Origin of the sequence: Bifidobacterium apousia, assembly GCF_007559275.1 — a bacterium.
Taxonomy (GTDB): domain Bacteria; phylum Actinomycetota; class Actinomycetes; order Actinomycetales; family Bifidobacteriaceae; genus Bombiscardovia; species Bombiscardovia apousia.
The window spans coordinates 203,259-224,564 of the sequence record NZ_VMHK01000003.1 but is presented as its reverse complement, the minus strand read 5'-3'; the positions used below and the strand labels follow the sequence as shown (position 1 = coordinate 224,564).

Genomic DNA, 21,306 nt, shown 5'->3' with positions numbered 1-21,306 from the left:
CGACCCCCCCCCCCCGGTGAGTATGGGAGCGTCCGCCTGGGCGGATGCGACGCCCAGGCCTGCCAGCAGGCTGATCAGGACGGTCGTCATAGCCAACGTGCGACGCAGTTGGGAAACCACATGCATAACTTGTAAACCCCTTCACCAACACCAAGCGGTATCAACACCGCCTGCCTAATAAAGTTCTGCTGCCGGAAAGCCATGCTGCTTGCCACCGCCAACCCTGCATCGGATTGCAGGAACCGTGGCATAAGCCAGTAGTCTTCTCGACGTCCCCCGCTTTTCACCTTACCACCCAGTCCGCAGACAACACACAAGCCAGAACCAATCGCCCGACGACAATGAGCGCGGCAATTGGGGAAAAGCGATTGTTTACGAAATTATGAGGTTGTAGGGAATGAACGGCGACTTGCCTGACTGAGTGCTGTAAGCTTCATATGTCGGCCTGTCTGTGTTTCTTTGTTTCTCTCCTTTTTCTGAATGTGGGTGTGCAGCCTGCCCTGAACTCCAGCAGATAAAAGTGTGTTGGGGGCGCGGGAGGGGGTGTCGGCTCTCTTGAGGTTTAAGCCTTGATGGACACGTTCCTCCCTGTCCTTTCCCCCTGTGTAGGCCCGGGGCGGGGGGATTGATACACCGCCCCCGGCCTCTCTCTTACTCGTGCGAAGCTTGTGACAGTTGGCGTGTTTCCCTCCGATGGCGGCGGGATGCCAGGACCCCGCCCATACCGGTCATGCCGGTGGCCAGGGCGAGCAGGATTCCTTCCCCGCCTGCCTGGGGGAGTGCACCCAGGGGCGTATACGTGTATCTGAGGTAGGTGCTTGGGGATAAGACGCCGAGCTTGCAGATTACTCTGACTGTGACCGTTCCCGGCACGTGTGCAGGCGTGAGCACGGTCACGCTGCCTTTATCGCCGCGCGTCAGGTTCGGCGAGGACCTTGTGTCGAATACGACGTCGGTGATCACCGGTACCAGATTGAACACCACCAACGTAGGAGCCGACCTGAGGTATGTGGTCCCATCGCTGAGCTGACCATAGCTGTTTCTTCCCCAGCCGTAGGCGTTTCCATCGCTGCCCACGGCCAGCGAATGGTCCCATCCGCCGCTGATTTGTACGGCTTTTAGTCCTTTGCTCTCATCGGCGGGGCTGTTTGGATCGTGCACGCGCGCAGGAACAAGGTTCGCGTTAGTGCCGCTGGTGGTGTTGTTGCCGAGCTCGCCATACTCGTTGTACCCCCAGGCGTAGGCGTTCCCGTCGCTGCCCACGGCCAGCGAATGATCGCATCCTTCGCTGATCTGCACGTAGGTGAAATCCGGAGGCGTGTTTGCAGGCTTGCTCACCTTGACCGGCCTGGTCCTTTCAGTGGTCGTCCCGTCGCCCAGCTCGCCATAGCTGTTGAATCCCCAACCGTAGGCGTTTCCGTCGCTGCCCAAGGCCAGCGACTGCTGCCATCCGCCGCTGATCTGCACGAAGGTGAAATCCGGAGGCGTGTTTGCAGGCTTGTCCACCTTGATCGGCGTATGCCGGTCGGTTTCCGTCCCGTCGCCGAGCTCGCCATAGGGGTTGTGTCCCCAGGCGTAGGCGTTTCCGTCGCTGCCCAAGGCCAGCGAATGATATCGTCCGCTGCTGACCTGCACGTAGGTGAAATCCGGAGGCGTGTTTGCAGGCTTGTCCACCTTGATCGGCGTATGCCGGTCGGTTTCCGTCCCGTCGCCGAGCCGGCCATAGGTGTTGTCTCCCCAGGCGTAAGCGTTTCCGTCGCTGCCTACAGCCAGCGAATGATCGCCTCCTGCGCTGAACTGCACGTAGTTGAAATCCGGAGGTGTGTTTGCAGGCTTGCTCACCTTGACCGGTGCAGTCCTTTGAGTGGTTGTCCCGTCGCCGAGCCGGCCATTCTTGTTGCTTCCCCAGGCGTATGCGTTCCCATCGCTGCCCATAGCCAAGGAAAAACCTAGAGGAATAGACTCGGAGTTCTTTGATGCGCTGACCTGGCTGAATCTGAAGCCGCTGGTGCTGTCTGGCGGGGTGATGGTGGTGTATTCTTGGCCCGCCTGACTGCCCTTGTCGGGGCTGATTTTCCACGTGGTGTTCCGGTTTTCCGTCGTCCACTTGGCGGTCAGGGTTAGGTCTGTGGTGACGGGCTTGCTGAAATCGTAGGCGACCTGCCCGATGAACCATCCGTCGAACAGGTAGCCTTTACGCGTGGGGTTGGGGAAGGGCCGCTTCACCCTGTCGTTCGGGGTGGAGAAACTCTGGTCTGCTGGTTCGGGGCTTCCACCGGCCGCATTGAAAGTGATGGTGTGGGTCGTGCCCTGCTGGTCGTCTCTGGTCAGAAGCTGGTCGACCGTGTACTTCAGGCTTCTGGTGAAGGGCTGGCCGTCCTGGCTGCCAGCGATGAGGATGGCGGCTTGCCCGGGCTTGCGGGCGGGCATGTCAGTCTGCCACGAGTCGTTGTTCCTGCTGAGCGTCAATGCCTGGCTGTCCATGCTGGCTGATTCCAGGGTGGGCGCCTGGGTGGTGTCGACTTTGGTTGGCTTGCCTTGATTGCTTTGGGTGTCCGGATTCCACGCGAACAAGCCGCCCTGCCTGTTGATGGCGGTGATCCTGCCGCCGGCAGCGGTGGCCTGCATGTACTGCTGGCTTCCGTCGTCCGCGCGGGTGGGCGTTTCGCCGGGCTTCCAGGCCCATACGTGGCCGTCCTTGTCGATGATCGTGGCCTGGTCGCCGCTGCCGTTGATTCTGCTGATCTGCGTGCCGTCGGGCAGGCCGGCGGCTGTGGGGGTGTTCTCGCCTTCGGCCAGGTACCAGGCCTGCCCGTTCTCATTCAGGAGGAACCCTTGGTTGAGGGCTTGGGCTTGGACGGTGCGCGTGCCCGGCTTCTGCTTGACGCGTGCGGGCTTGATATTGCCGGTGCTGCTCGTGTCCCACGTCCAGGCATGCCCGTCCGCGTCCACGATGAGGATCCGTCTGCCGGAGGCGACGGCGGTCACGGCCTGCGCTTTCCCGGGCAGGCTGGTTGTGGCCTGCTGTATGAGTTTCGGGTTCGGGTCCTGGCTGTCGGCATCCCTGGCCTGATAGGCGCGGATTTGTCCCTGCCGGTCCACTGCCAGGAGCCGATTATCGGTGATGCTGATGCTGGTGAACCCGGCATCCTGGCCGGTGTCGAGGATCGTGGGCGTGGGTTGTTGGCTGTTCCAGGTGTAGATCCGCTGGTCGGATCCGAGGGCCGCCTGCCGGCGGCTGCCGGCTGCGGCCTGCAGGTAGCGGAACCCGTCGGGAGCCTGGGCGGGTGAGGGAACCTGCCTGGGTGTGCCGTCCTGCGTCCATGTGTGGATGCGGCCGTCCCCGGTCAGGCCGAGAGTCTGCTCTCCTGCAGTGTGGATGCTGGCGAATTGAGGTTCCTGCCTGTCGGGCGGGCTGATGGTCAGGACGGTTCCGGTGGCGGGCCCGTGGTCCGGGTTCAGCGTCCAGTCCGTGGTTTTTGTCCATTGCGCTTTCAAGGTCATGTCCTGGAGGACGGGGGTCCGGAAGTCAAAGGGCCGGCCGTCAAGCGTCCATCCGTCGAATCGGAAGCTTTCACGTTGGGGGTTCTGTTGCGGGGGAGTGGCGAGGGTGCCGGTTTTGACGGTCTCCTGTGTTGGCTTGCTGCCGTCGGCCGGGTCGAAGCGCACCGTATGCGAAGCCTGATCCTCTGTCTTGTCGGCCGATTTGGCCGGAGCGGGGTCTGTGCTGTCCGGCGTGCCCGTCGTCGATGGCTGGGCGCCTGGCGTGGGGCTTAGTGGCGTGGTGGCTTGTATGGGTGATGGCGAGGAAAGCGGCGTGTCTGTTGCGTTGCTGGGGCGCGTGGCGGAGGCTCCGTCAGCTACGCGAGGGGTCTGAAGACCCCCTGCCCCGGAGGGGATGGGAGCGTCCGACTGGGCGGATGCGACGCCCAGGCCTGCCAGCAGGCCCAGCAGGATGATCATCATCGCCATGATGCGACGCAGTTGGGAAACCAGGTGCATGACTTGTAAACCCCTTCACCAAACACCAAGCGAAGCCAACAGCTCGCTGATAAATGTCGTCTTTGCCGGAAAGCTGCCCTGTCTTTCAACGCCGAATCTGTACCGGATCGCAGGAACCATGGCGGAAGCCAGCCGTCTTTCCGTTACCCCTGTTTTTCACCATACCACCCATCCAGCAAACAATACACATAAGCTAGTTCAGCAGTCCCGTGACAATAATCATCCTCAGTTGGTGGAATGCTGTTGTTCAAAGCAATTATGCCAAGCCGTGAGGCAAGGATGTGAGCTGAGCTGGTTTGGAGTCATGTGACCTTAGTGAGACTGGCCACGTCAACATCTGTCTCAGGCGGGAACGAGAGCAGCTCGCCCGTATTATCGTCGATAGAAGTGTGGTGGGGGCGCGGGAGGAGTGTCGGCTCCTTGGGGATAGAGCCTTGTATGACACTTTCCTCCATGCGCCCTTGTTGAGGCGGGTGGACGGGGGTTGACCCATCTACCGGCCTTCTTACTCGTGTGAAGTATGTAGGAACCGTTGCGTTTCTCTCCGGTGTCGGCGTGAGGCCAGCACTGCGCCCATGCTGGTCATGCTGGCGGCCAGGGAGAGTATGACGCCTTCCCCACCAGCCCTGGGCAGCACGCCTGTAGGCGTGTACGTGTAACTGAGTGAGGTGACGGGACTTTGAGCCTTGCCACCCAGCGTGTAGTCGACGCTGACTGTGACCGGGCCCGGCTGGTGCGGGGGTGTGAGCACGGTGACGCTGTTGCTGTTGCTTACAGGATTCAGGTTCGTGCCGGGGCTGGTGTCGAATATGGCCCCGGTAATCACAGGCTGTAGGTTGAACGCCACCGGCACGGGGAATAGACTCTGACTTCCTGCGTCAGGATTGCCAAGCTGACCAGTGTTGTTGTTTCCCCATGCTCGGGCGATCCCGTCCGAGTCGATTGCCAGCGAATGGTAAAATGCGGCGTTCACCTGCACGGCGTGCAGCCAGGGTCCGGCCGAATTCGTGGACTTGGCAGAATCGACCACTTGAATGGGGGAATGCCGATCAGTCGTGGTGTTGTCGCCCAGCACACCGGGGCTGTTGAGTCCCCAAGCCCAGGCGTTCCCCTTTGAATCGACCGCCATCGAATGGCCGCCTCCAGCGCTGACCTGCACAGTTTTCAGTCCTGTGCCCGCGCTCTTGGGGTACTGCACCTGCAAGGGAACCGGATTTGCGGTAGTCGACCCTGTGTTGGTGCTGTTGCCGAGCTGTCCTACCTGGTTCAATCCCCATGCCCATACGTTCCCCCTCGAATCGACCGCCAGCGAATGCTCGTCTCCGGCGCTGACCTGTATGGCCTCTACTGCGCCCGCACTGTAGGGATAATCCACTTGCATGGGAGTGGGGTTCGGAGAGGTCTGCCCGCTGTTGGTGCTGTTGCCGAGCTGTCCATACTGATTCCATCCCCATGTCCAGATTCTTCCATTGGTGTCGACCGCCAGCGAGTGCCATGTTCCGGCACTGACTTGCATGATCTGTAGTGTGCCTGCGGCACTGGGGTACTGCACTTGCCGGGGAATGGGATTGGGGGCGTATGTGTTGATGTTGGCGCTTCTGCCGAGCTGGCCGTAGTAGTTGATTCCCCATGACCAGGTTTTGCCGTTCGCGTCGATTGCCAGCGAATGCTCGCCTCCTCCGCTGACCTGCAGGGCTGTCAGCCCCTTTCCGGCATTGTTGGGGTCCATTACGCGCACGGGAATGTTAGAGGAGCCGCCGCTGCTGCCGTTGCCGAGTTCCCCGTGGCTGTTGTTTCCCCAGGCGTATACGTATCCGTCGCTGCCCACTGCCAGTGAATGCGAGTTTCCGGCGTTGACCTGCACGTAGGTGAAACTGGCAGGCACACCTGTAGGCTTTTTCACCTTGACCGGCTTGGTCCGATTGGTGTTTGTCCCATCTCCGAGCTGACCAATCGTGTTGTTTCCCCAAGCGTAGGCGTTCCCGTCGCTGCCTACAGCCAGGGCGAAATCACCAAAGGCGTCCCTTGAGCTGCTGGTTTGGTTGAATCTGATCCCCTGGCTGGTTGGCGGGGTGATGGTGGTGGTTTCGTGGCCGAGTTGGCTGCCTGTGTCAGGGTTGATTCTCCAGGTGTTGTTGGGGTCTTTGTAGGTCCAGTGGGCGGTGAGGGTGAGGTTGTCGGTGATGGGCTTGCTGAAGTCGTAGGCGGCGTTGCCGATGAACCATCCGTCGAACTGGTAGCCGCTGCGGGTCGGATCGGGGTAGGGGCGCTGCACCCTTCCGAATGGATAGGTGACCTGCTGGGGTTGGGGTGCCTGGCTTCCACCTGCTGTGTTGAAGCTGACCTTGTAGGTGGAGCCAGACTGGACGGCCCTGGTCAGGGTCTGGTCGACCGTGTAGTCAAGGCTCCTGGTGAAGGGCTTATCGCCCTGCATGCCGGTGATGGTGATGACGGCCGGTCCGGGATTGCGGGCGGGGACATCTGCCTGCCAGGTGTCGCCGGTTTTGCTGAGCGTCAAGGCTTGGCCGTCCAGGCTGGCTGATTCTAGGGTGGGCGCCGTGGTGGAGTCGATTTTAGTCGGCTTGCTAGGCAGGCCTTGGGCATCGATGCTCCACTGGCATAGGCTGCCCCGCCTGTCTAGGGCGGCGATTTCGTTGCCGATGCGGACTGCTTGCATGTAGTGCTGCTTACCGTTGTCCGCACGTGCGTGGGTCTCGCCTGGCTTCCAGAACCAGAGGTGCCCGTCCTTGTCTGTGATGATGGCTTGGTCATTGCTGGCGCTGATCCGGCTGGCTTTCTTGCTGTCTGGCAGGTTGACGGCTTTGGCGCTGGTCGTGCTGTCGGCCAGGTACCGGGTATGCCCGTCAGCGTCCAGCAGGAGCAGCCCCTGGCTGAGGGCTGCAGTCTGGATGATGCGCACACCCTGATCCTGCATGATGGGTGACGGCTTCGTGTTTCCTGCCTGGCCTGGCTTCCATGACCATGCCTGCCCGTCCGCGTCCACGATGAGTGTCCGGCTGGGGGAGGCGACGGCGAGTATCGCCTGAGCTTGCCCGGACAGGCTGATCGTGGATTGCTCAGTGGGTTTCATGTTCCGGCTGTCGGCCTGGCTGGCCTGGAAATTGTGGACACGCCCCTGTTGGTCCACGGCCAGCAACCGGTCGTCGCTTGTGCTGATGCTGGTGAACCTGATGTTCCCATCAGTATCGAGGATGGTGGGCGTGGGCTGTTGGCTGGTCCAGGTGTAGATGTGTTGGTCGGATCCGAGGGCCGCCTGCCATTGGCTGCCGGCTGCGGCTTGCAGGTAGTAGAACCCTTCGGAAGCTTGGGCAGGGGGAGCAATCTGTTTTGATGTGCCGTCTTGTGCCCAAATGTAGATGTTGCCGTCGCCGGTCAGGCCGATAAACTGGCTGTCTGCCGTGTGGATGCTCGTGTAAGAGGGTTCCTGCTTGTCGGGCGGGCTGATGGTCGGGCGGGCGCCGGAGGAGGGCCCGTGGTTCGGGCTCAGCGTCCAGTCCGTGGCCTTGGTCCAACGGGCGGTCAGCGTCGTGTCTTGCAGGATAGGGGTCTGAAAATCGAATGGCTGGTCATCAAGCGTCCACCCGTCGAACCGGGAGCCCTCACGTTGCGGGTTCTTTTCCGGGGGAGCGGCGAGGGTGCCGGTTTTCACGGTCGCTTGGGTGGGTTTGCTCCCGTCGGCTGGGTCGAAGCGCACCGTGTGTGCGGCCTGATCATCCGTCTGCCGGGATGGCCTGGTTGAAGCGGAGTCTGCACTGCCTGGACTGTCTGTGGACGATGACGGGGTGTCTGGGCTTGGTGTCGTGGGGCTCAGGGGCGAGGCAGTTGTCAGAGGCGAGGGCGAGGGAAGTGGCGTGCCGGTTGTGCTGCTGGGAAGAGTGGCGGGGGTTTGCTTAGCTACGCGAGGGGTCTGACGACCCCCCCCCCCCCCGATAAACATAGATTCAGTACCAGCGTCGGTTTCAGCTTCGGCTTCGACCATGCCCAAGCCTGACAGGAGCAGCAGAAGAATAATCACGAACGTCAGTGAACGCAATCGGGAGCCTATACGCATGACTTACAAACCTCTTCCCCAACAACAGGCTTACCTGCCATCTGTTCTTCCCCAACGGCCGGCCAACACCACTGCTACGTCTTACTTTCAGAAGAGTCTCTCGAACGTTCAAAGCCGATCCGGCGCCAAATGCGCTGATGCAGTCAGAAGACGAAAGACCCCTCAACATCCCCACAAAAATCATACCATTGCAACATGCAGGCATCGGCCAAATCCCGTCCAGGCGGTTGAGGAAGAGCAGTTGCTTATAGTAATTATTTGAGATAGGGAGATAAACAGCGGCCAGGCTGGCTGGTGGCTGTTAAGCCTCTTGGCCGGCTTGGCTGTGTTTCCTCCTCTCCCGGGCGGGGACGGGGGCGTGCATGCCTGCCCTCGGCTTCCGCCTGCAGAAGTGTGGTGGGGGCGCGGGAGGGAAGTGTCGGCTCTCTTGGGGTGTGAGCCTTGATTGGCACATTTCCTCCCTGCTCCCCTAAATGGGCCGGGGGCGGGGGGATTGATACGCCGCCCGGCCGCTCTTACTCGAGCGAAGCGTGTGACAGTTGGTGTTGTTCCCTTCGGTGGCGGCGTGAGGCGAGGACCCCGCCCATGCCGGTCATGCCGGTGGCCAGGGCCAGCAGGATGCCTTCCCCTCCGGCCTGGGGGAGCACGCCTGCGGGCAGGTACGTGTACCTGAGGGAGGTGTCCGGCGTTTGGGGTGCACCGCCCAGCGTATAGTCCACGCTGACCGTGACCATGCCCGGCTGGTGTGCAGGCGTGAACACGGTCACGCTGCTACCATCGCCGCGCGTCAGGCCTGATACGGAGGTCTGGTCGAATCTGACGCCGGTGATCACCAGCTGCAGGTTGAACGACACCGGCACAGGAACAGGACTCTGGGAATTGCTGTTGTATTGCCCTGTGGGGATGCTGTCGTTGCCGAGCTGGCCATAGCTGTTCCATCCCCATGCGTAGGCGTTCCCGTTGCTGCCCACGGCCAGGGAATGATCGTATCCGCCGCTGACCTGTGTGGCTTGCAGTCCTTTGCTCGTGTCTGTGGGGTTGGCAGGGTTGCGCACGCGCACAGGAACAAACGAATAGCCGCTGCTGGTGTTGTTGCCGAGCTGGCCATAGTAGTTCCATCCCCAGGCGTAGGCGTATCCGTCGCTGCCAACGGCCAGGGAATGATCGTATCCGGCGCTGACCTGCATGTAGGTGAAGTCCTTGGGCAGGTCCGGGTATGTGTTGCGGTCGGGCGTCTTCACCCTGACCGGCGTAGTCTGGCTGGCGCTGGTCGTCCCGTCGCCGAGCTGGCCATTGTTGTTGTTTCCCCAGGCGTAGGCGTTACCGTCGCTGCCCAAGGCCAGCGAATAATCGTCTCCGGCGCTGACCTGCACGTAGGTGAAGTCCTTGGGCAGGTCCGGATAGGTCTTGCGGTCGGGCGTCTTCACCCTGACTGGCGTAGCCTGGCTGTAGCTGCTCGTCCCGTTGCCGAGCTGGCCATAGTAGTTGTATCCCCAGGCATAGGCGTTCCCGTCGCTGCCCATGGCCAGCGAATACCACTCTCCGGCGCTGACCTGCACGTAGGTGAAGTCCTTGGGCAGGTCCGGATAGGTCTTGCGGTCGGGCGTCTTCACCCTGACCGGCGCATGCCGGTCGGTGGTGCTCGTCCCGTCGCCGAGCTGGCCATAGTAGTTGTATCCCCAGGCATAGGCGTTCCCGTCGCTGCCCACGGCCAGCGAATGATTGGTTCCGGCGCTGACCTGCAGGTAGGTGAAATCCTTGGGCAGGTCCGGGTACGTGTTGCGGTCAGGCATCTTCACCATGACCGGCGTAGACCGATAGCCGCCGGTCGTCCCGTCGCCTAGCTGGCCATTGCTGTTGGCTCCCCATGCGTAGGCGTTGCCGTCGCTGCCCACCGCCAAGGAAAAAGAACCTCCAGAACCTCCTTCTTGTGATCCGCTGATCTGGCTGAACCTGATGCCCCGGCTGGCGCTGTCAGGCGGGGTGATGGTGGTGGATTCCCTGCCCAGCTGGCTGCCCTTATCAGGGCTGATGCTCCACGTGCTGTTCCGGCCTGCGGGCGACCAGTGGGCGGACAGGGTCAGGTCCTTGCTGACGGGCCTGCTGAAATCGTAGGCGACTTCGCCGGTGAACCACCCGTCGAACAGGAAACCGTCACGCGCCGGGTCGGGGGAGGGGCGCTTCACCCTCCCATACGGAGTAGTGAATTGCTGGTCTGCTGGTTCAGGTTTTCCTCCGCCCGTGTCGAAGCGGACCGTGAGCGTGGATCTTGGTTCGGCTCCTCGTGTCAGCGGCTGGTCGACCATGTACTTCAGGCTCCTGGTGAAGGGCTGCCCGTCTTGCCTGCCGGTGATGGTGATGACGGCTGATCCCGGTTTGCGGGCGGGAGTCTCAGTCTGCCATGAGCTGTTCTTTCTGCTGAGTTTGAGCGGCTGGCCGTCCAGATTGGCTGTTTCCAGGATGGGCGCTGTAGCGGTCTCGAGTTTTGTTGGCTTGCTGGGCTGGCCCTGCCCGTCCAGGCTCCAGGTGAACATGCTGCCCTGCCTGTTGATGGTGGTGATCCTGCTGCCGGTTTTGGTGGCCTGCATGTACTGCTGGCTTCCGTTGTCCGCCCGGGTGGTCTTGCTGCCTGGCTGCCAGGCCCAGATGCGGCCTTCCTCGCCGACGATCGTGGCCTGGTTCTTGTTGACGGTGATCCTGCTGGCTTTCATGCCTTCCGGCAGGCTGACGGCTGCAGAATCGGCTGTGCTGTCGGCCTGGTACCAGGCTTGTCCGTCCGCGTCCAGGAGGAGGGCTCCTTGGTTGAGGGCTTGGGCTTGGATGATGCGCGTGTGCGGATTCTGCGTAAGGCGTTCGGGTTTTGCGTTTCCGGTGTTGCTTGCGTCCCGGGTCCAGGCTTGCCCGTCGGAGTCCAGGGCGAGGATCCGGCCGCCGGAGGAGACGGCTGTGACGGCCTGCGCCTTCCCGGGCAGGCTGGTTGTGGCCTGCTCCGCGAGTTTCGGGTCTTGGCTGGCCTGGTAGTGGTGGATCTGTCCCTGCCGGTCCACGGCCAGGAGCCGATCATCGTTCATGCTGATGCTGGTGAATTGGGTGCTCCGGCCGGGGTCAAGAATTGTGGGTGTCGCTTGCCCCCAGGCCCAGGTGTAGATCTGCTGGTCGGATCCGAGGGCCGCCTGCCGGTGGCTGCCGGCTGCAACCTGCAGGTAGTGGAATCCGTCGGCAGCCTGGGCGGGGGAAAGGTCTTGCTTGGGTGCGGTGTCTTGTGTCCATGTGTAGATGCGCCCGTCGCCGGTCAGGCCCACAATCTGGTTTCCTGCGCTTTGGATGCTGGTGTAGTAGGGTTCCTGTCGGTCGGGTGGGCTGATGGTCAGGTGGGTGCCGGAGGCGGGCCCGTGGTTCGGGCTCAGCGTCCAGTCCGTGACCTTCGTCCACTGGGCTTTCAGGGTGGTGTCCTGGAGGATGGGGGTCTGGAAGTCAAAAGACTGGCCATCGTATGTCCACCCGTCGAATAGGAAGCCATCACGCACAGGGTTCTGTTGCGGGGTAGTGGCGAGGGTGCCGGTTTTCACGGTTGACTGTGTTGGCTTGCTGCCGTCGGCGGGGTCGAATCGCACTGTGTGTGAAGTTTGATTGTCTGCTTGTTCGGCTGATTGAGCCGGAGCGGAGTCTGCACTGTTAGGTGTTCCCGTCGGCGATGACGGGGTGCCCGGCTTAGATGATGCGGGGTTTAACGGTGTGGTGGCTTGTATCGGTGAGGGTGATGGTAGTGGTGTGCTGGTTGCGTTGCCGGAGGAAATGCCGGAGGTTCCGTCAGCAACGCGAGGGGTCTGACGACCCCCCCCCCCCGGTGAGTATGGGAGCGTCCGCCTGGGCGGATGCGACGCCCAGCCCTGCCAGCAGGCTGATCAGGACGACCATCATCACCATGATGCGACGCAGACGGGAAACCAGATGCATGAAACCAAAACCCCTTCACCAAACACCAAGCGGAATCAACACCGCCTGCCTAATAAAGTTCTTCCTGTCGGAAAGCCACTCATTGCTCAATGTCAGTCCGTGCAACAGATTGCACGAGCCGGGACAAAAGCCAGTCGTCTTCTCGACATCCCCCGCTTTTCACCCTACCACCCAGCCCGCCAACAACACACGAGCCAGGTCCAACCGCCCGGAGACAATGAACCCGACTGATCTCAAAGAAAGGAGCCAGCGCATGACCAACCAGGGATACTATCTGCCGGGACTCTACGTTCGGGAGGGGTCCATCCCCGTTCCCTTGGACTGGGCGGGCAGTGAACCTGGCGTCTGGCGAGCCGAAGATCACTCGGACCAGGCGGTCATCCGCTGCTTCTACCGCGTGGTCTGCGCCCCCGAGCACATCCACGACGACCTGCCGCTGCTGGTCTACCTGCAGGGCGGACCCGGCTCGGGCGCCCCACGGCCGTTGAACGCCACTGCCGACGGGTGGATGGCCGAGGCCCTGCGTCACTTCCGCATTGTCCTGCCCGACCAGCGGGGTACGGGTCGGTCCAGTGCCATCGACGGCTCCACCATGGTCTCCCTGGGCGAGCCCCGGGCCCAGGCCGACTATCTGAAGCATTTTCTGGCGGACTCCATCATCCGGGACTTCGAGCACCTGCGGCGCACGATCTTCGCTGGCCGTCCCTGGGTGACTCTTGGGCAGAGTTTCGGCGGCTTCCTGACCATGGCCTACCTGTCGAACTTCCCCCAGGGGCTGGCTGCGGCTTTCACTACCGGTGGTGTGCCGCATATCCCTGCTGATGCCTATGAGCTCTATTCCCATACCTTCACCAAGATGGCCCAGCGGTCCCAGACCTTCTATCAGCGCTATCCAGGGGACCAAGACCGTGTGGCGGCCATTGCCGACCGGCTGGCCCAGGGCGATGTGGTTCTGCCCGGAGGCGACCCCCTGAGCGTGGAGCGGCTGCAGACCCTGGGCGCCGACCTGGGCAAGAGCGGTGGGTTCGAGCGTCTCCACTGGCTGTTGGACACGGCCTTCCTGGACGGCGACGGCAGCCTGCCTGCTACCGGCGCTAGCAGCTCCCGGGCCACCCTCTCGCAGGCCTTCCTGGAGGGGGTGCGGGCGGCCACTACCGTTACACCGCTCTACTGGCCCCTGCAGGAGTTCATCTACGCCGATGGGGACTGCGAACCCCTGCGCTGGGCTGGGCAGCGGGTGCGCGATGCCCGTCCTGAATTCGACACTGCTGCCCGCCCGCTCATGTTCACCGGGGAGGCGATCTTCCCCTGGATGTTTGAGCAGGAGTCGGCCCTGCGCCCCTTCGGCCCGGCGGTCAGCCTGCTCATGGAGGAGGGCTCCTGGGGCCACCTGTACGACCCCGATCGTCTGGCCGACAATCAGGTTCCCCTGCAGGCCGCGGTCTATGCCGACGACCTCTACGTGCCCTCGGAGCTCCAGCTGGACACCCTCTCGCGCGTGGGTCACGCCCATGCCTGGGTGACCAACGAGTTCGAGCACGACGGCCTGCACGGGGATAGGGTCTTCGCCCACCTCTACCGGCTGGCCCTGGAGCGCGGCGATCTGGAGGGGCTCTTCCCGACGCGCGGCTAGACTTGAGGGCATGAACACGGACTCATTGACTCTCGGATTCATCGGATACGGCAACATGGCCCAGGCCATGGCCCAGGGGCTGGTCGACGCGGGGGTGCTGCCCGGCGGCCGGATTGTCGCCTGCGCAGCCCATTATGACCGGCTGGTGGAGCGGACGGCCCAGCTTGGGGTGCGGCCCATGCACTCGGGCACCGAGGTGGCTGCGGCCGCCGACCTGGTGATTCTGGCCGTCAAACCGGAGCAGGTGGCCCAGGTCTGCGAGCCCATCCGTCATGAGCTGGCTGACCCGGACCGCATGGTCCTCTCGGTGGTGGGCGGCATGACCCTTGAGGACTATGCCGACCTCCTGGAGGAGGGCACCCACCTGATCTGCGCCATCCCCAACACCCCCATTTCTGTAGGGCAGGGGGTTCTGGTCACCCAGGAGGACGATACCCTGACCGATCAGCAGCGGGAGCTCTTCACCCAGGTCTTCGACCCGGTGGCCATGATCGAGCGGCTGCCCCGGGAGCTGGTCTCGGTGGGCACGACCATCGCCGGATGCGCGCCCGCCTACACGGCCATGTACATGGAGGCCCTGGCCGACGCCGGGGTGGAGCATGGGCTGCCCAGGCAGGCGGCCTACCGGCTGGCGGCGCGAATGGTGGAGGGGACCGGAGCCCTCTACCTGGCCACCGGCACCAACCCCGGGGCCATGAAGGACGCGGTCTGCTCGCCGGGCGGAACCACCATCAAGGGGGTCGCCTCCCTGGAGAAGCACGGCTTCCGTGGAGCGGTCATCGAGGCCATCGATGCGGTGGAGCGCGGCGACTAGGGGGAGCCACGCCGGGGCAGTCCGGGCAATAGACTGGTGCATATGTCGTTAACCATAGGAATCGTCGGGCTGCCCAACGTTGGCAAGTCCACACTCTTCAACGCCCTCACCCGCAACAACGTTCTGGCGGAGAACTATCCCTTCGCCACCATCGAGCCCAACACCGGCATCGTGCCCCTGCCCGACGACCGGCTGCCCGTACTGGCCAAGCTGGTCCACACGGACAAGATCGTGCCCGCCACGGTCACCTTCGTGGACATCGCCGGCATCGTCAAGGGGGCCTCGGAGGGGGAGGGGCTGGGCAACCAATTCCTGGCCAACATCCGCGAGGCCGACGCCATCTGCGAGGTGGTTCGCGCCTTCAATGACGACGACATTGTTCACGTCAACGGCAAGGTGGATCCGGCCGACGACATCGACACCATCAATACCGAGCTGATCCTGGCCGACATGCAGACCATCGACAAGGCCCTGCCCAAGCTGGAGAAGGACCAGCGCGGCGGCAAGATTAAGCCCGCCTACCTGGACAACGTCCGTAAGGCCAAGGAGATTCTTGGCCAGGGCCAGACCATAGACCAGGCGGCCCAGGCCGGGGACATCGACAAGGACGAGCTCTACGACCTGCATCTGATGACCGCCAAGCCCTTCATCTACGTCTTCAACGTGGACGACGACGAGCTGCAGAACGAGGACATGAAGAAGCATCTGGCTGATTCCGTGGCTCCCGCGCCCGCCATTTTCTTGAATGCCCAGTTCGAGTCCGAACTGACCGAGTTGGACGAGGCCGACGCCCGCGAGATGCTGACCGATGCCGGGCTCAAGGAGTCCGGCCTGGACCAGCTGGCCCGGGTGGGCTTCGACATCCTCGGCCTGCAGACCTTCCTGACCGCCGGGGTCAAGGAGGTGCGCGCCTGGCAGATTCACAAGGGCTGGACCGCCCCCCAGGCCGCCGGCGTTATCCACACCGACTTCGAGAAGGGCTTCATCAAGGCCGAGGTGGTCTCCTACGACGACTTCGTGGCCGCCGACGGGTCCTACGCCAAGGTGCGCGAGGAGGGCAAGATGCGCCTTGAGGGCAAGGACTACGTCATGCAGGACGGCGACATCGTGGAGTTCAAGACCGGCATTCCCTCCGGTTCCAAGAAGTGAGCGCCAAGCCAGGGTTCGCCATTCGCCGTGGCCATGGGCTGCCGCTGATTTTCGTGCATGGGTCCGGCGTGGACCACCACATCTTCGACGACCTGGACCCTGTCTTCGAGCGGGTGGGCGGCTTCGAACGGATCTATCTGGACCAGCCCGGCTTCGGCCGCACGCCGCCCGACCCGTCCATCCTCGACCTGGACGGTCTGGCCCGGTGGCTGGATGACCAGGTGGACATTTTCAGCGGCGGCGGCCCCTTCGCCCTGGTGGGCAACTCCCTGGGTGGGCTGCTCAGCCGCCATGCCGCCGCCGGTCGACTGGACCGCTGCCGGGGGATGGCTCTGCTCTCCTCGGTGGTCGACCCGGTGACCGCCCACAGGCGCCTGCCCACGCGTCAGGTGCTGGTCCGGGACGATCAAGGCCTGGCCGACGTGGACGAGTTCACCAGACATGCCTACCGGCAGATGGCCGTGGTGGAGTCCCGGGAGCACCTGGAGGCCTACCAACGCACCATCATGCCCGGCATTCGTTCGGCCGATGCCGATACGGTGGCGCGAATGGAGGGGCACTACCAGCTGGATATGGACTTCGACCAGGTCTGGTCCGGGTTCATAGCCCCTGTGCTCTTCGTCTGCGGCCGCCAGGACGACCGTGTGGGCTACCTGGACCAGTTCGACCTGGCCTGCCGCTTCCCCCGGGCTTCCTACTCGGTGCTTGACCGGGCCGGCCACAATGTGCAGATCGAGCAGACCGCCCTGATTTGCGACCTGCTGGAGGATTGGGCCAGGCAGGTGCTGAAAGGCTGAGTCTCTCCCGCTTTCGTCTGCCATTACAATGAACTGTGCATACAGGTTCGTTCAATGGCGACGAAGGGGAAGGACATGGCTGTCTGGGGATTGGATAGCAGACGCCTTAAGCGGCGTGCGCTTGCCATGCTCCGTTGGCTGCTGGACCCTGTCCGCCGCACGCCTGTGGTAGTGACAAGCGCCCTGCTGACGCTGTTGCTGACAGTCCTGATCGTCAACCTGTTCCAGCCGGTGGATGCAGCCCATGCAGAACGAACCACAGCTGCGGGCGCTTCGAGCACATCCACCGTTTCGGTCAGACGATTCCCCAAGGCACATCATCCCAGTAAATCTGCCTCCTCCTCATCGGCCACAAAGAATCAGACAAAGCAGCAGAAGCCAGACCCTATTGCTACTTCCGCTCATCCTGTTGATTGGCTCAAGCCTTCCCAGCAGGTCGATTACCCGGATCCTGCGGCCCACCCTGGCCTCTCCCTGGAGGTCAGCCTTCAAGACCAGCGGGTCTATGTGCGCGACGGGTCTGAACTGCTCTACACCATGTACGCCTCGACGGGCATGGATGACTCCACGCCCAGGGGCAGCTTCCGCATCCAGAACGAGCGCGGCGACCACTTCTACAATCCCGGCGAGGGGATGGGCGCCCGCTACTACACCAGCTTTCTGAACCACGGGGTCTTCCTCTTCCATTCGGTCCCCACCGATTCCAAGGGCGGCTACATCAAGGAGGAGGCCGACATGCTGGGCATCCGCCCTGGCTCCCACGGCTGCATCCGACTGACGGTGCCCGACGCTCGATGGATCATGCAGTCCGTACCCGCCGGCACGCCCGTTCTTATTAAATAATGTACACATTTCGGCGCATTGATTAGCTGTACTAGCTTGGTGCATACTCAATGGAAGCTTATGTAAAGATCTTCTGTCTGCTTGTGTCGATTTCCTCAGATTTCGGGTGATTATCTATTGTTTTTAGGCAAGCTATTGGAATTGTTAATTATCATTCAACTATTATTCCGGTCCCTTCGCTTCTTTTTTGGTAATCTACCTTTATGATACTTATCATGAGTATTGAAGATCCCCCCGCCCAACTTAAACAAGATTCATTCTGTCGGGTAAGTGAATTCTACAAATAATAAGTTTCTAATTGATCTGTATCCGAATTGGTTTTCATTTGTTTTTTCCATTCTTTTAAGACTAAATCAACTTTCTTTGCAGAGACCGAGTTTGCTGGCGTGTCGCTTTTAAGTAAAATTCCATATGCAGCTATTGAGCCAATGTCGATTATGCTGATATCATTCCTCAAGGAAACATCGTAAATTAGCTTGGTAATAGCTACTTGGTATGCATCTGCACTGACTAATTGCTGTAAAAGCGGGAAATTCATAATATAATCACCATCAATTTTATGTACAAGTGCGTCAAGTGTGAACATAACAAAATGTGCTTTATCAACCACGTGCGAGAAAACAATAAAAGCCTTATACAGCTCATCATATTTACTGAATAAAGCTGGAATGCTGTTGGCGTAAATACTCACGACTTTGCCCGATAGTGGCTTTACTGAGGACTTAAACTTCCATATTTTAAGGCGATCTCTGAATTTACTGCAAAGTATGTTGAGATTATTTTTTGACTCCTTAGCTCTAACAGGAAAAGCTGGCGTAGAAATGTACTGTAATTTTGATGACAAATATTCAATTTGTTTATCAGTTTTCTTGTCGCTATTTTCTGTCCAAAGCTCAATACGAATTATACTTGCAAGGTATGCGCATAATAGCAATGACAGCGGCGATTCCGAATTTAAGATTTGCTGAGTAACAGTATCGAATAGAGCCTCGTAATCCGGATATTTATCACCCGCATTCAGAATCTTGAGAACCACTTTCAAAGTCATGTATCCTTGGTCTACATTGTTGTATTTTTCTTCGAGATCAAAGCAAAATTCAATCAATTTTGCAGCTCGATCATTATGACTATTACCAAGGTATTTGCCTGCTTTACCTGCAAATAAGGTATTGTGGAAGATGTTCCAGTGGTGGTTATCCAGATCCGCAGGGCTTAGTGCATCATATAGCAGGAATTGTTTGTATTCACTTTCATGGAGACTGTATTGTTCGATCGATAAGCGAAAATAGGCATCAAAATGTTCCGGTCTAAAGATATGACGATCTGCTCCATTCGGGTCGAGATACGATAAAGAAATATTGTTCTGACTACCGAAGCCCAATGTTGACGCTTTAGCAAAGGGGAATAGAGCTTTGACGGCTTCCATATCTTGTTTGCCTGCTTCTTGGTTGTCCGAAGCCATGTTATCCAATAGTTCTTTAAGTCTATCTGATAGATGTTCAATAGCGGTTTCTGTGGGAAGGCGGGGTGTTAATGTTGATGGTTCGTAATGACTGCATAAAAGGTTTTTGTGCTCGATGATCCATCTGTAAAGGCTGGGTCGAAAGATCTCAAGACTTGTAATTCCTAGCAGATCTCCTGGCTCGACATCGTCTTTCAAAACCTGATAGCGTATTTTGAATTCATTTGTTAGGCGGATTGCGTCGCGTAAATTATTAACATACGGAGCTATGCAGGTTTGGTTGATATCTATAAATGAGATTGAACTTGAATCCAAACTTTTCAGGGCCGTAGTCTCCCGTCTGTCTGATTGCATGATTCTGTGTATCTCCGACGTGAGCATTCTTTCTACGACCTCTTTGGGCGGTTCTGGTAAGCCAATAGGGACCTGAATTATCTTTTCCAGGTACTCATCACCCTTGTTATGGCATGTTTTGTCTAAAGATTTGGCGACAACATATCTATCGTATAGGAGTACATAGGTCACATAAGGAAGATCACCCACAGCCTTAACAGCCCGGAGCATAGCGGCTATTTCACTGTCTGTTAAACGATCTAGGTCATCAATAAATACAATAATTCTAGTTTTAGTTGCATTAAGTTTCCTCTTGAGTTTTCTGCGTTGTTCAGCAAGCACTTTTAGATCCTTGCTGTCGGGGGCCAAATAATTACCGATATTATTAAAGAATGACGCAATTAAATTAATGGAATAAGAATAGGCTGGTGAAAACGCTTTAAATAGTGTAGATATTAAGGGATTCCAAAAATCAGATATCGTTGCCAATCGTAAAACTGCTCGATATAAGAAATTGGTTTTCCCTGACAAGGTTTGTGCTATTTGCTTGAATAGAAGAGAAACTACCTGACCGCTGCCAGAGTACATCCAAGGTTCGAATTTAATAATATGGCATCCGTTTACGTTTTCAGATGCTTTTAGAGCGTTGATAAGCAAATTTTTCAACGACGTTTTTCCTGATCCCCATGGCCCATGAATACCAATAATGAGTCCATGTGAGTCCGTGTTATTAAGGAGGGCATCTGCGAGGTTTTGTGTATATTCTGCTCGTTGATATTCATCCTCGGACTTGTCTGTAATCGGTTCATCGAAAAGCCACGAAGAATACTGCACTGAATTCTCTCTCATGCTACAATGATACAATTCAAAAACGGTTACTCAATAAAGTTTTTAAATCGAGTAATGTTATTGTGGTATTGTTTCAATCTATGTTGATTTAAATATGAAAACTAATTTGCCTACGTGAATTCCTCATGGATCGATTTATCTGTGTTCGGACTGGTGTGCGAGTCTAGGCTTAACCGTTAATGTTTTCTTCGCTTCGAGTTTTGCTGTGCATATTTCAAATATTGAAAAGTCGCGAACAGTATTGACAATATTGACATTTGGCATCCGGAATAGTTAGGTCCAAAATGTGGCCATTCACCTGCGTATCGGCCTTGGGTTTCCTAACTTTGCTCTACCACAGAGAGAACTATCGAGAGGAAGTGGTCAGGAATCATGCAAAAGGTGCAGCGGTTCAGTGACTGGTTGACTAAGTGGTTCATTCTGGTGGTCCTAGCATGGGCCGCCATCAACTTCTTTGTCCCGCAGATTAGCATTTGGGCCCGTAGCTACACCAACTACTTCCTGAGTATTATTCTCTTCGGCATGGGGCTGACCCTGAGCCTGGACGACTTCAAGCGAATCCTCAAGATGCCGCTCATGGTCATCGTCGGCACCATAGCCCATTACCTGATCATGCCCCTGCTGGCCGTGCTGCTCTGCCGCATCTTCCGCCTGGACGGCATGATCGCCGTGGGAGTCATCCTGGTGGGCTGCTGCCCCTCGGGGACCTCCTCCAACGTCATGTCCTACCTGTCGCGAGGAGACGTGGCTCTGGATGTGTCCATAGGCCTGCTTTCCACGCTGTGCGCGCCCTTCATGATCCCCATGCTGATGAACCTGCTAGCCAGCCAGTATGTGGCCATCCCCACCAAGCAGCTCTTCCTGACCGCCCTTGAGGTGGTGCTGATCCCCATCGCCCTGGGCCTGGCCGTCCACGCCATATTCAAGGAGAAGGTTCAGAAGGTGACCGTGGCCCTGCCGGCAGTCTCGCAGATCGCCATACTGATCATCATCGGCGTGGTCGTCTCCGTCAACCATGCCAAGCTCTTCACCGCAGCCACCGCTCTGGTCCTGCCGGTGGTCATGCTTCACAACCTGTGCGGGTACGGGCTGGGCTTCCTCTTCAGCCGGCTCATGTACCGCCTCTACCCGAAGGGGTTCCGCTACGCCCAGCAGAAGGCCATCACCTTCGAGGTGGGCATGCAGGATTCCGGACTGGGGGCGACCCTGGCCCTGCAGGCCTTCGCCGCCGACCCGATTGTGGCCATCCCCTCCACCTTCTTCAGTGTCTGGCACAATATCTCCGGCTCGGTGCTGTCCGCCTGGTGGCGTCGGCATGACGACCGGCTGGGGATTGCCGCAGACTCTGCCCAGGGTCGTCCTGAACCGGCTCGCGCCTGATTCTGGAATGCCTTG

At 59.3% G+C, this 21,306-nt stretch carries 9 protein-coding genes and 1 pseudogene; 6 read left to right on the top strand and 4 right to left on the bottom strand.

What is annotated here, in order from left to right:
* Nucleotides 1-651: 651 nt before the first annotated feature.
* The 3 genes and pseudogenes from FPK30_RS05930 to FPK30_RS05920 all read right to left on the bottom strand — a co-directional run bounded on the left by FPK30_RS05930 (nt 652) and on the right by FPK30_RS05920 (nt 12,031).
* On the bottom strand, nt 652-4,002 hold the full coding sequence (locus FPK30_RS05930) for an RCC1 domain-containing protein (RefSeq protein ID WP_144085721.1): 3,351 nt from the start codon (nt 4,000-4,002) through the stop codon (nt 652-654).
* 505 nt (nt 4,003-4,507) lie between these two features.
* Nucleotides 4,508-8,074, bottom strand: a complete 3,567-nt coding sequence (locus FPK30_RS05925) for an RCC1 domain-containing protein (RefSeq protein ID WP_144085720.1) — start codon at nt 8,072-8,074, stop codon at nt 4,508-4,510.
* A 515-nt stretch (nt 8,075-8,589) separates the two neighbouring features.
* Nucleotides 8,590-12,031 (bottom strand): annotated as a pseudogene (locus FPK30_RS05920) (RCC1 domain-containing protein).
* Between the two features lie 253 nt (nt 12,032-12,284).
* Between FPK30_RS05920 and FPK30_RS05915 the strand changes: the two are divergent.
* Genes FPK30_RS05915 through FPK30_RS05895 form a run of 5 tightly spaced genes read left to right on the top strand, consistent with a single transcriptional unit; the run spans nt 12,285 to nt 17,267 of the window.
* A complete protein-coding gene (locus FPK30_RS05915) occupies nt 12,285-13,664 on the top strand; it encodes an alpha/beta fold hydrolase (RefSeq protein WP_144085718.1) in 1,380 nt (459 codons plus the stop codon).
* 10 nt (nt 13,665-13,674) lie between these two features.
* On the top strand, nt 13,675-14,478 hold the full coding sequence (gene proC, locus FPK30_RS05910) for a pyrroline-5-carboxylate reductase (RefSeq protein WP_144085717.1): 804 nt from the start codon (nt 13,675-13,677) through the stop codon (nt 14,476-14,478).
* Between the two features lie 42 nt (nt 14,479-14,520).
* Nucleotides 14,521-15,627 (top strand): redox-regulated ATPase YchF, encoded by a 1,107-nt coding sequence (gene ychF / locus FPK30_RS05905; protein WP_144085716.1) that lies wholly within the window; start codon nt 14,521-14,523, stop codon nt 15,625-15,627.
* Nucleotides 15,624-16,424, top strand: coding sequence for an alpha/beta fold hydrolase (locus FPK30_RS05900; RefSeq protein ID WP_144085715.1), 801 nt, complete (start codon nt 15,624-15,626; stop codon nt 16,422-16,424). Before ychF ends, FPK30_RS05900 begins: the two co-directional genes overlap by 4 nt.
* A gap of 54 nt (nt 16,425-16,478) precedes the next feature.
* Complete coding sequence (locus FPK30_RS05895) at nt 16,479-17,267, top strand: L,D-transpeptidase (RefSeq protein ID WP_198199083.1); 789 nt, start codon at nt 16,479-16,481, stop codon at nt 17,265-17,267.
* Between the two features lie 277 nt (nt 17,268-17,544).
* On the opposite strand, the gene FPK30_RS05890 is transcribed toward FPK30_RS05895, so the two are convergent.
* Complete coding sequence (locus FPK30_RS05890; RefSeq protein ID WP_144085714.1) at nt 17,545-19,911, bottom strand: KAP family P-loop NTPase fold protein; 2,367 nt, start codon at nt 19,909-19,911, stop codon at nt 17,545-17,547.
* Between the two features lie 372 nt (nt 19,912-20,283).
* Between FPK30_RS05890 and FPK30_RS05885 the strand changes: the two genes are divergently transcribed.
* Nucleotides 20,284-21,291 (top strand): bile acid:sodium symporter family protein, encoded by a 1,008-nt coding sequence (locus FPK30_RS05885; protein ID WP_024627315.1) that lies wholly within the window; start codon nt 20,284-20,286, stop codon nt 21,289-21,291.
* The last annotated feature ends 15 nt before the right edge of the window (nt 21,292-21,306 follow it).

Bases quoted from the DNA above. Each gene is read 5' to 3' on its own strand.
- FPK30_RS05895 (WP_198199083.1), top strand. From the start codon at position 16,479: ATGGCGACGAAGGGGAAGGACATGGCTGTCTGGGGATTGGATAGCAGA.
- FPK30_RS05930 (WP_144085721.1), bottom strand. From the start codon at position 4,002: ATGCACCTGGTTTCCCAACTGCGTCGCATCATGGCGATGATGATCATC.
- ychF (WP_144085716.1), top strand. From the start codon at position 14,521: ATGTCGTTAACCATAGGAATCGTCGGGCTGCCCAACGTTGGCAAGTCC.
- proC (WP_144085717.1), top strand. From the start codon at position 13,675: ATGAACACGGACTCATTGACTCTCGGATTCATCGGATACGGCAACATG.
- FPK30_RS05885 (WP_024627315.1), top strand. From the start codon at position 20,284: ATGCAAAAGGTGCAGCGGTTCAGTGACTGGTTGACTAAGTGGTTCATT.
- FPK30_RS05890 (WP_144085714.1), bottom strand. From the start codon at position 19,911: ATGAGAGAGAATTCAGTGCAGTATTCTTCGTGGCTTTTCGATGAACCG.
- FPK30_RS05925 (WP_144085720.1), bottom strand. From the start codon at position 8,074: ATGCGTATAGGCTCCCGATTGCGTTCACTGACGTTCGTGATTATTCTT.
- FPK30_RS05915 (WP_144085718.1), top strand. From the start codon at position 12,285: ATGACCAACCAGGGATACTATCTGCCGGGACTCTACGTTCGGGAGGGG.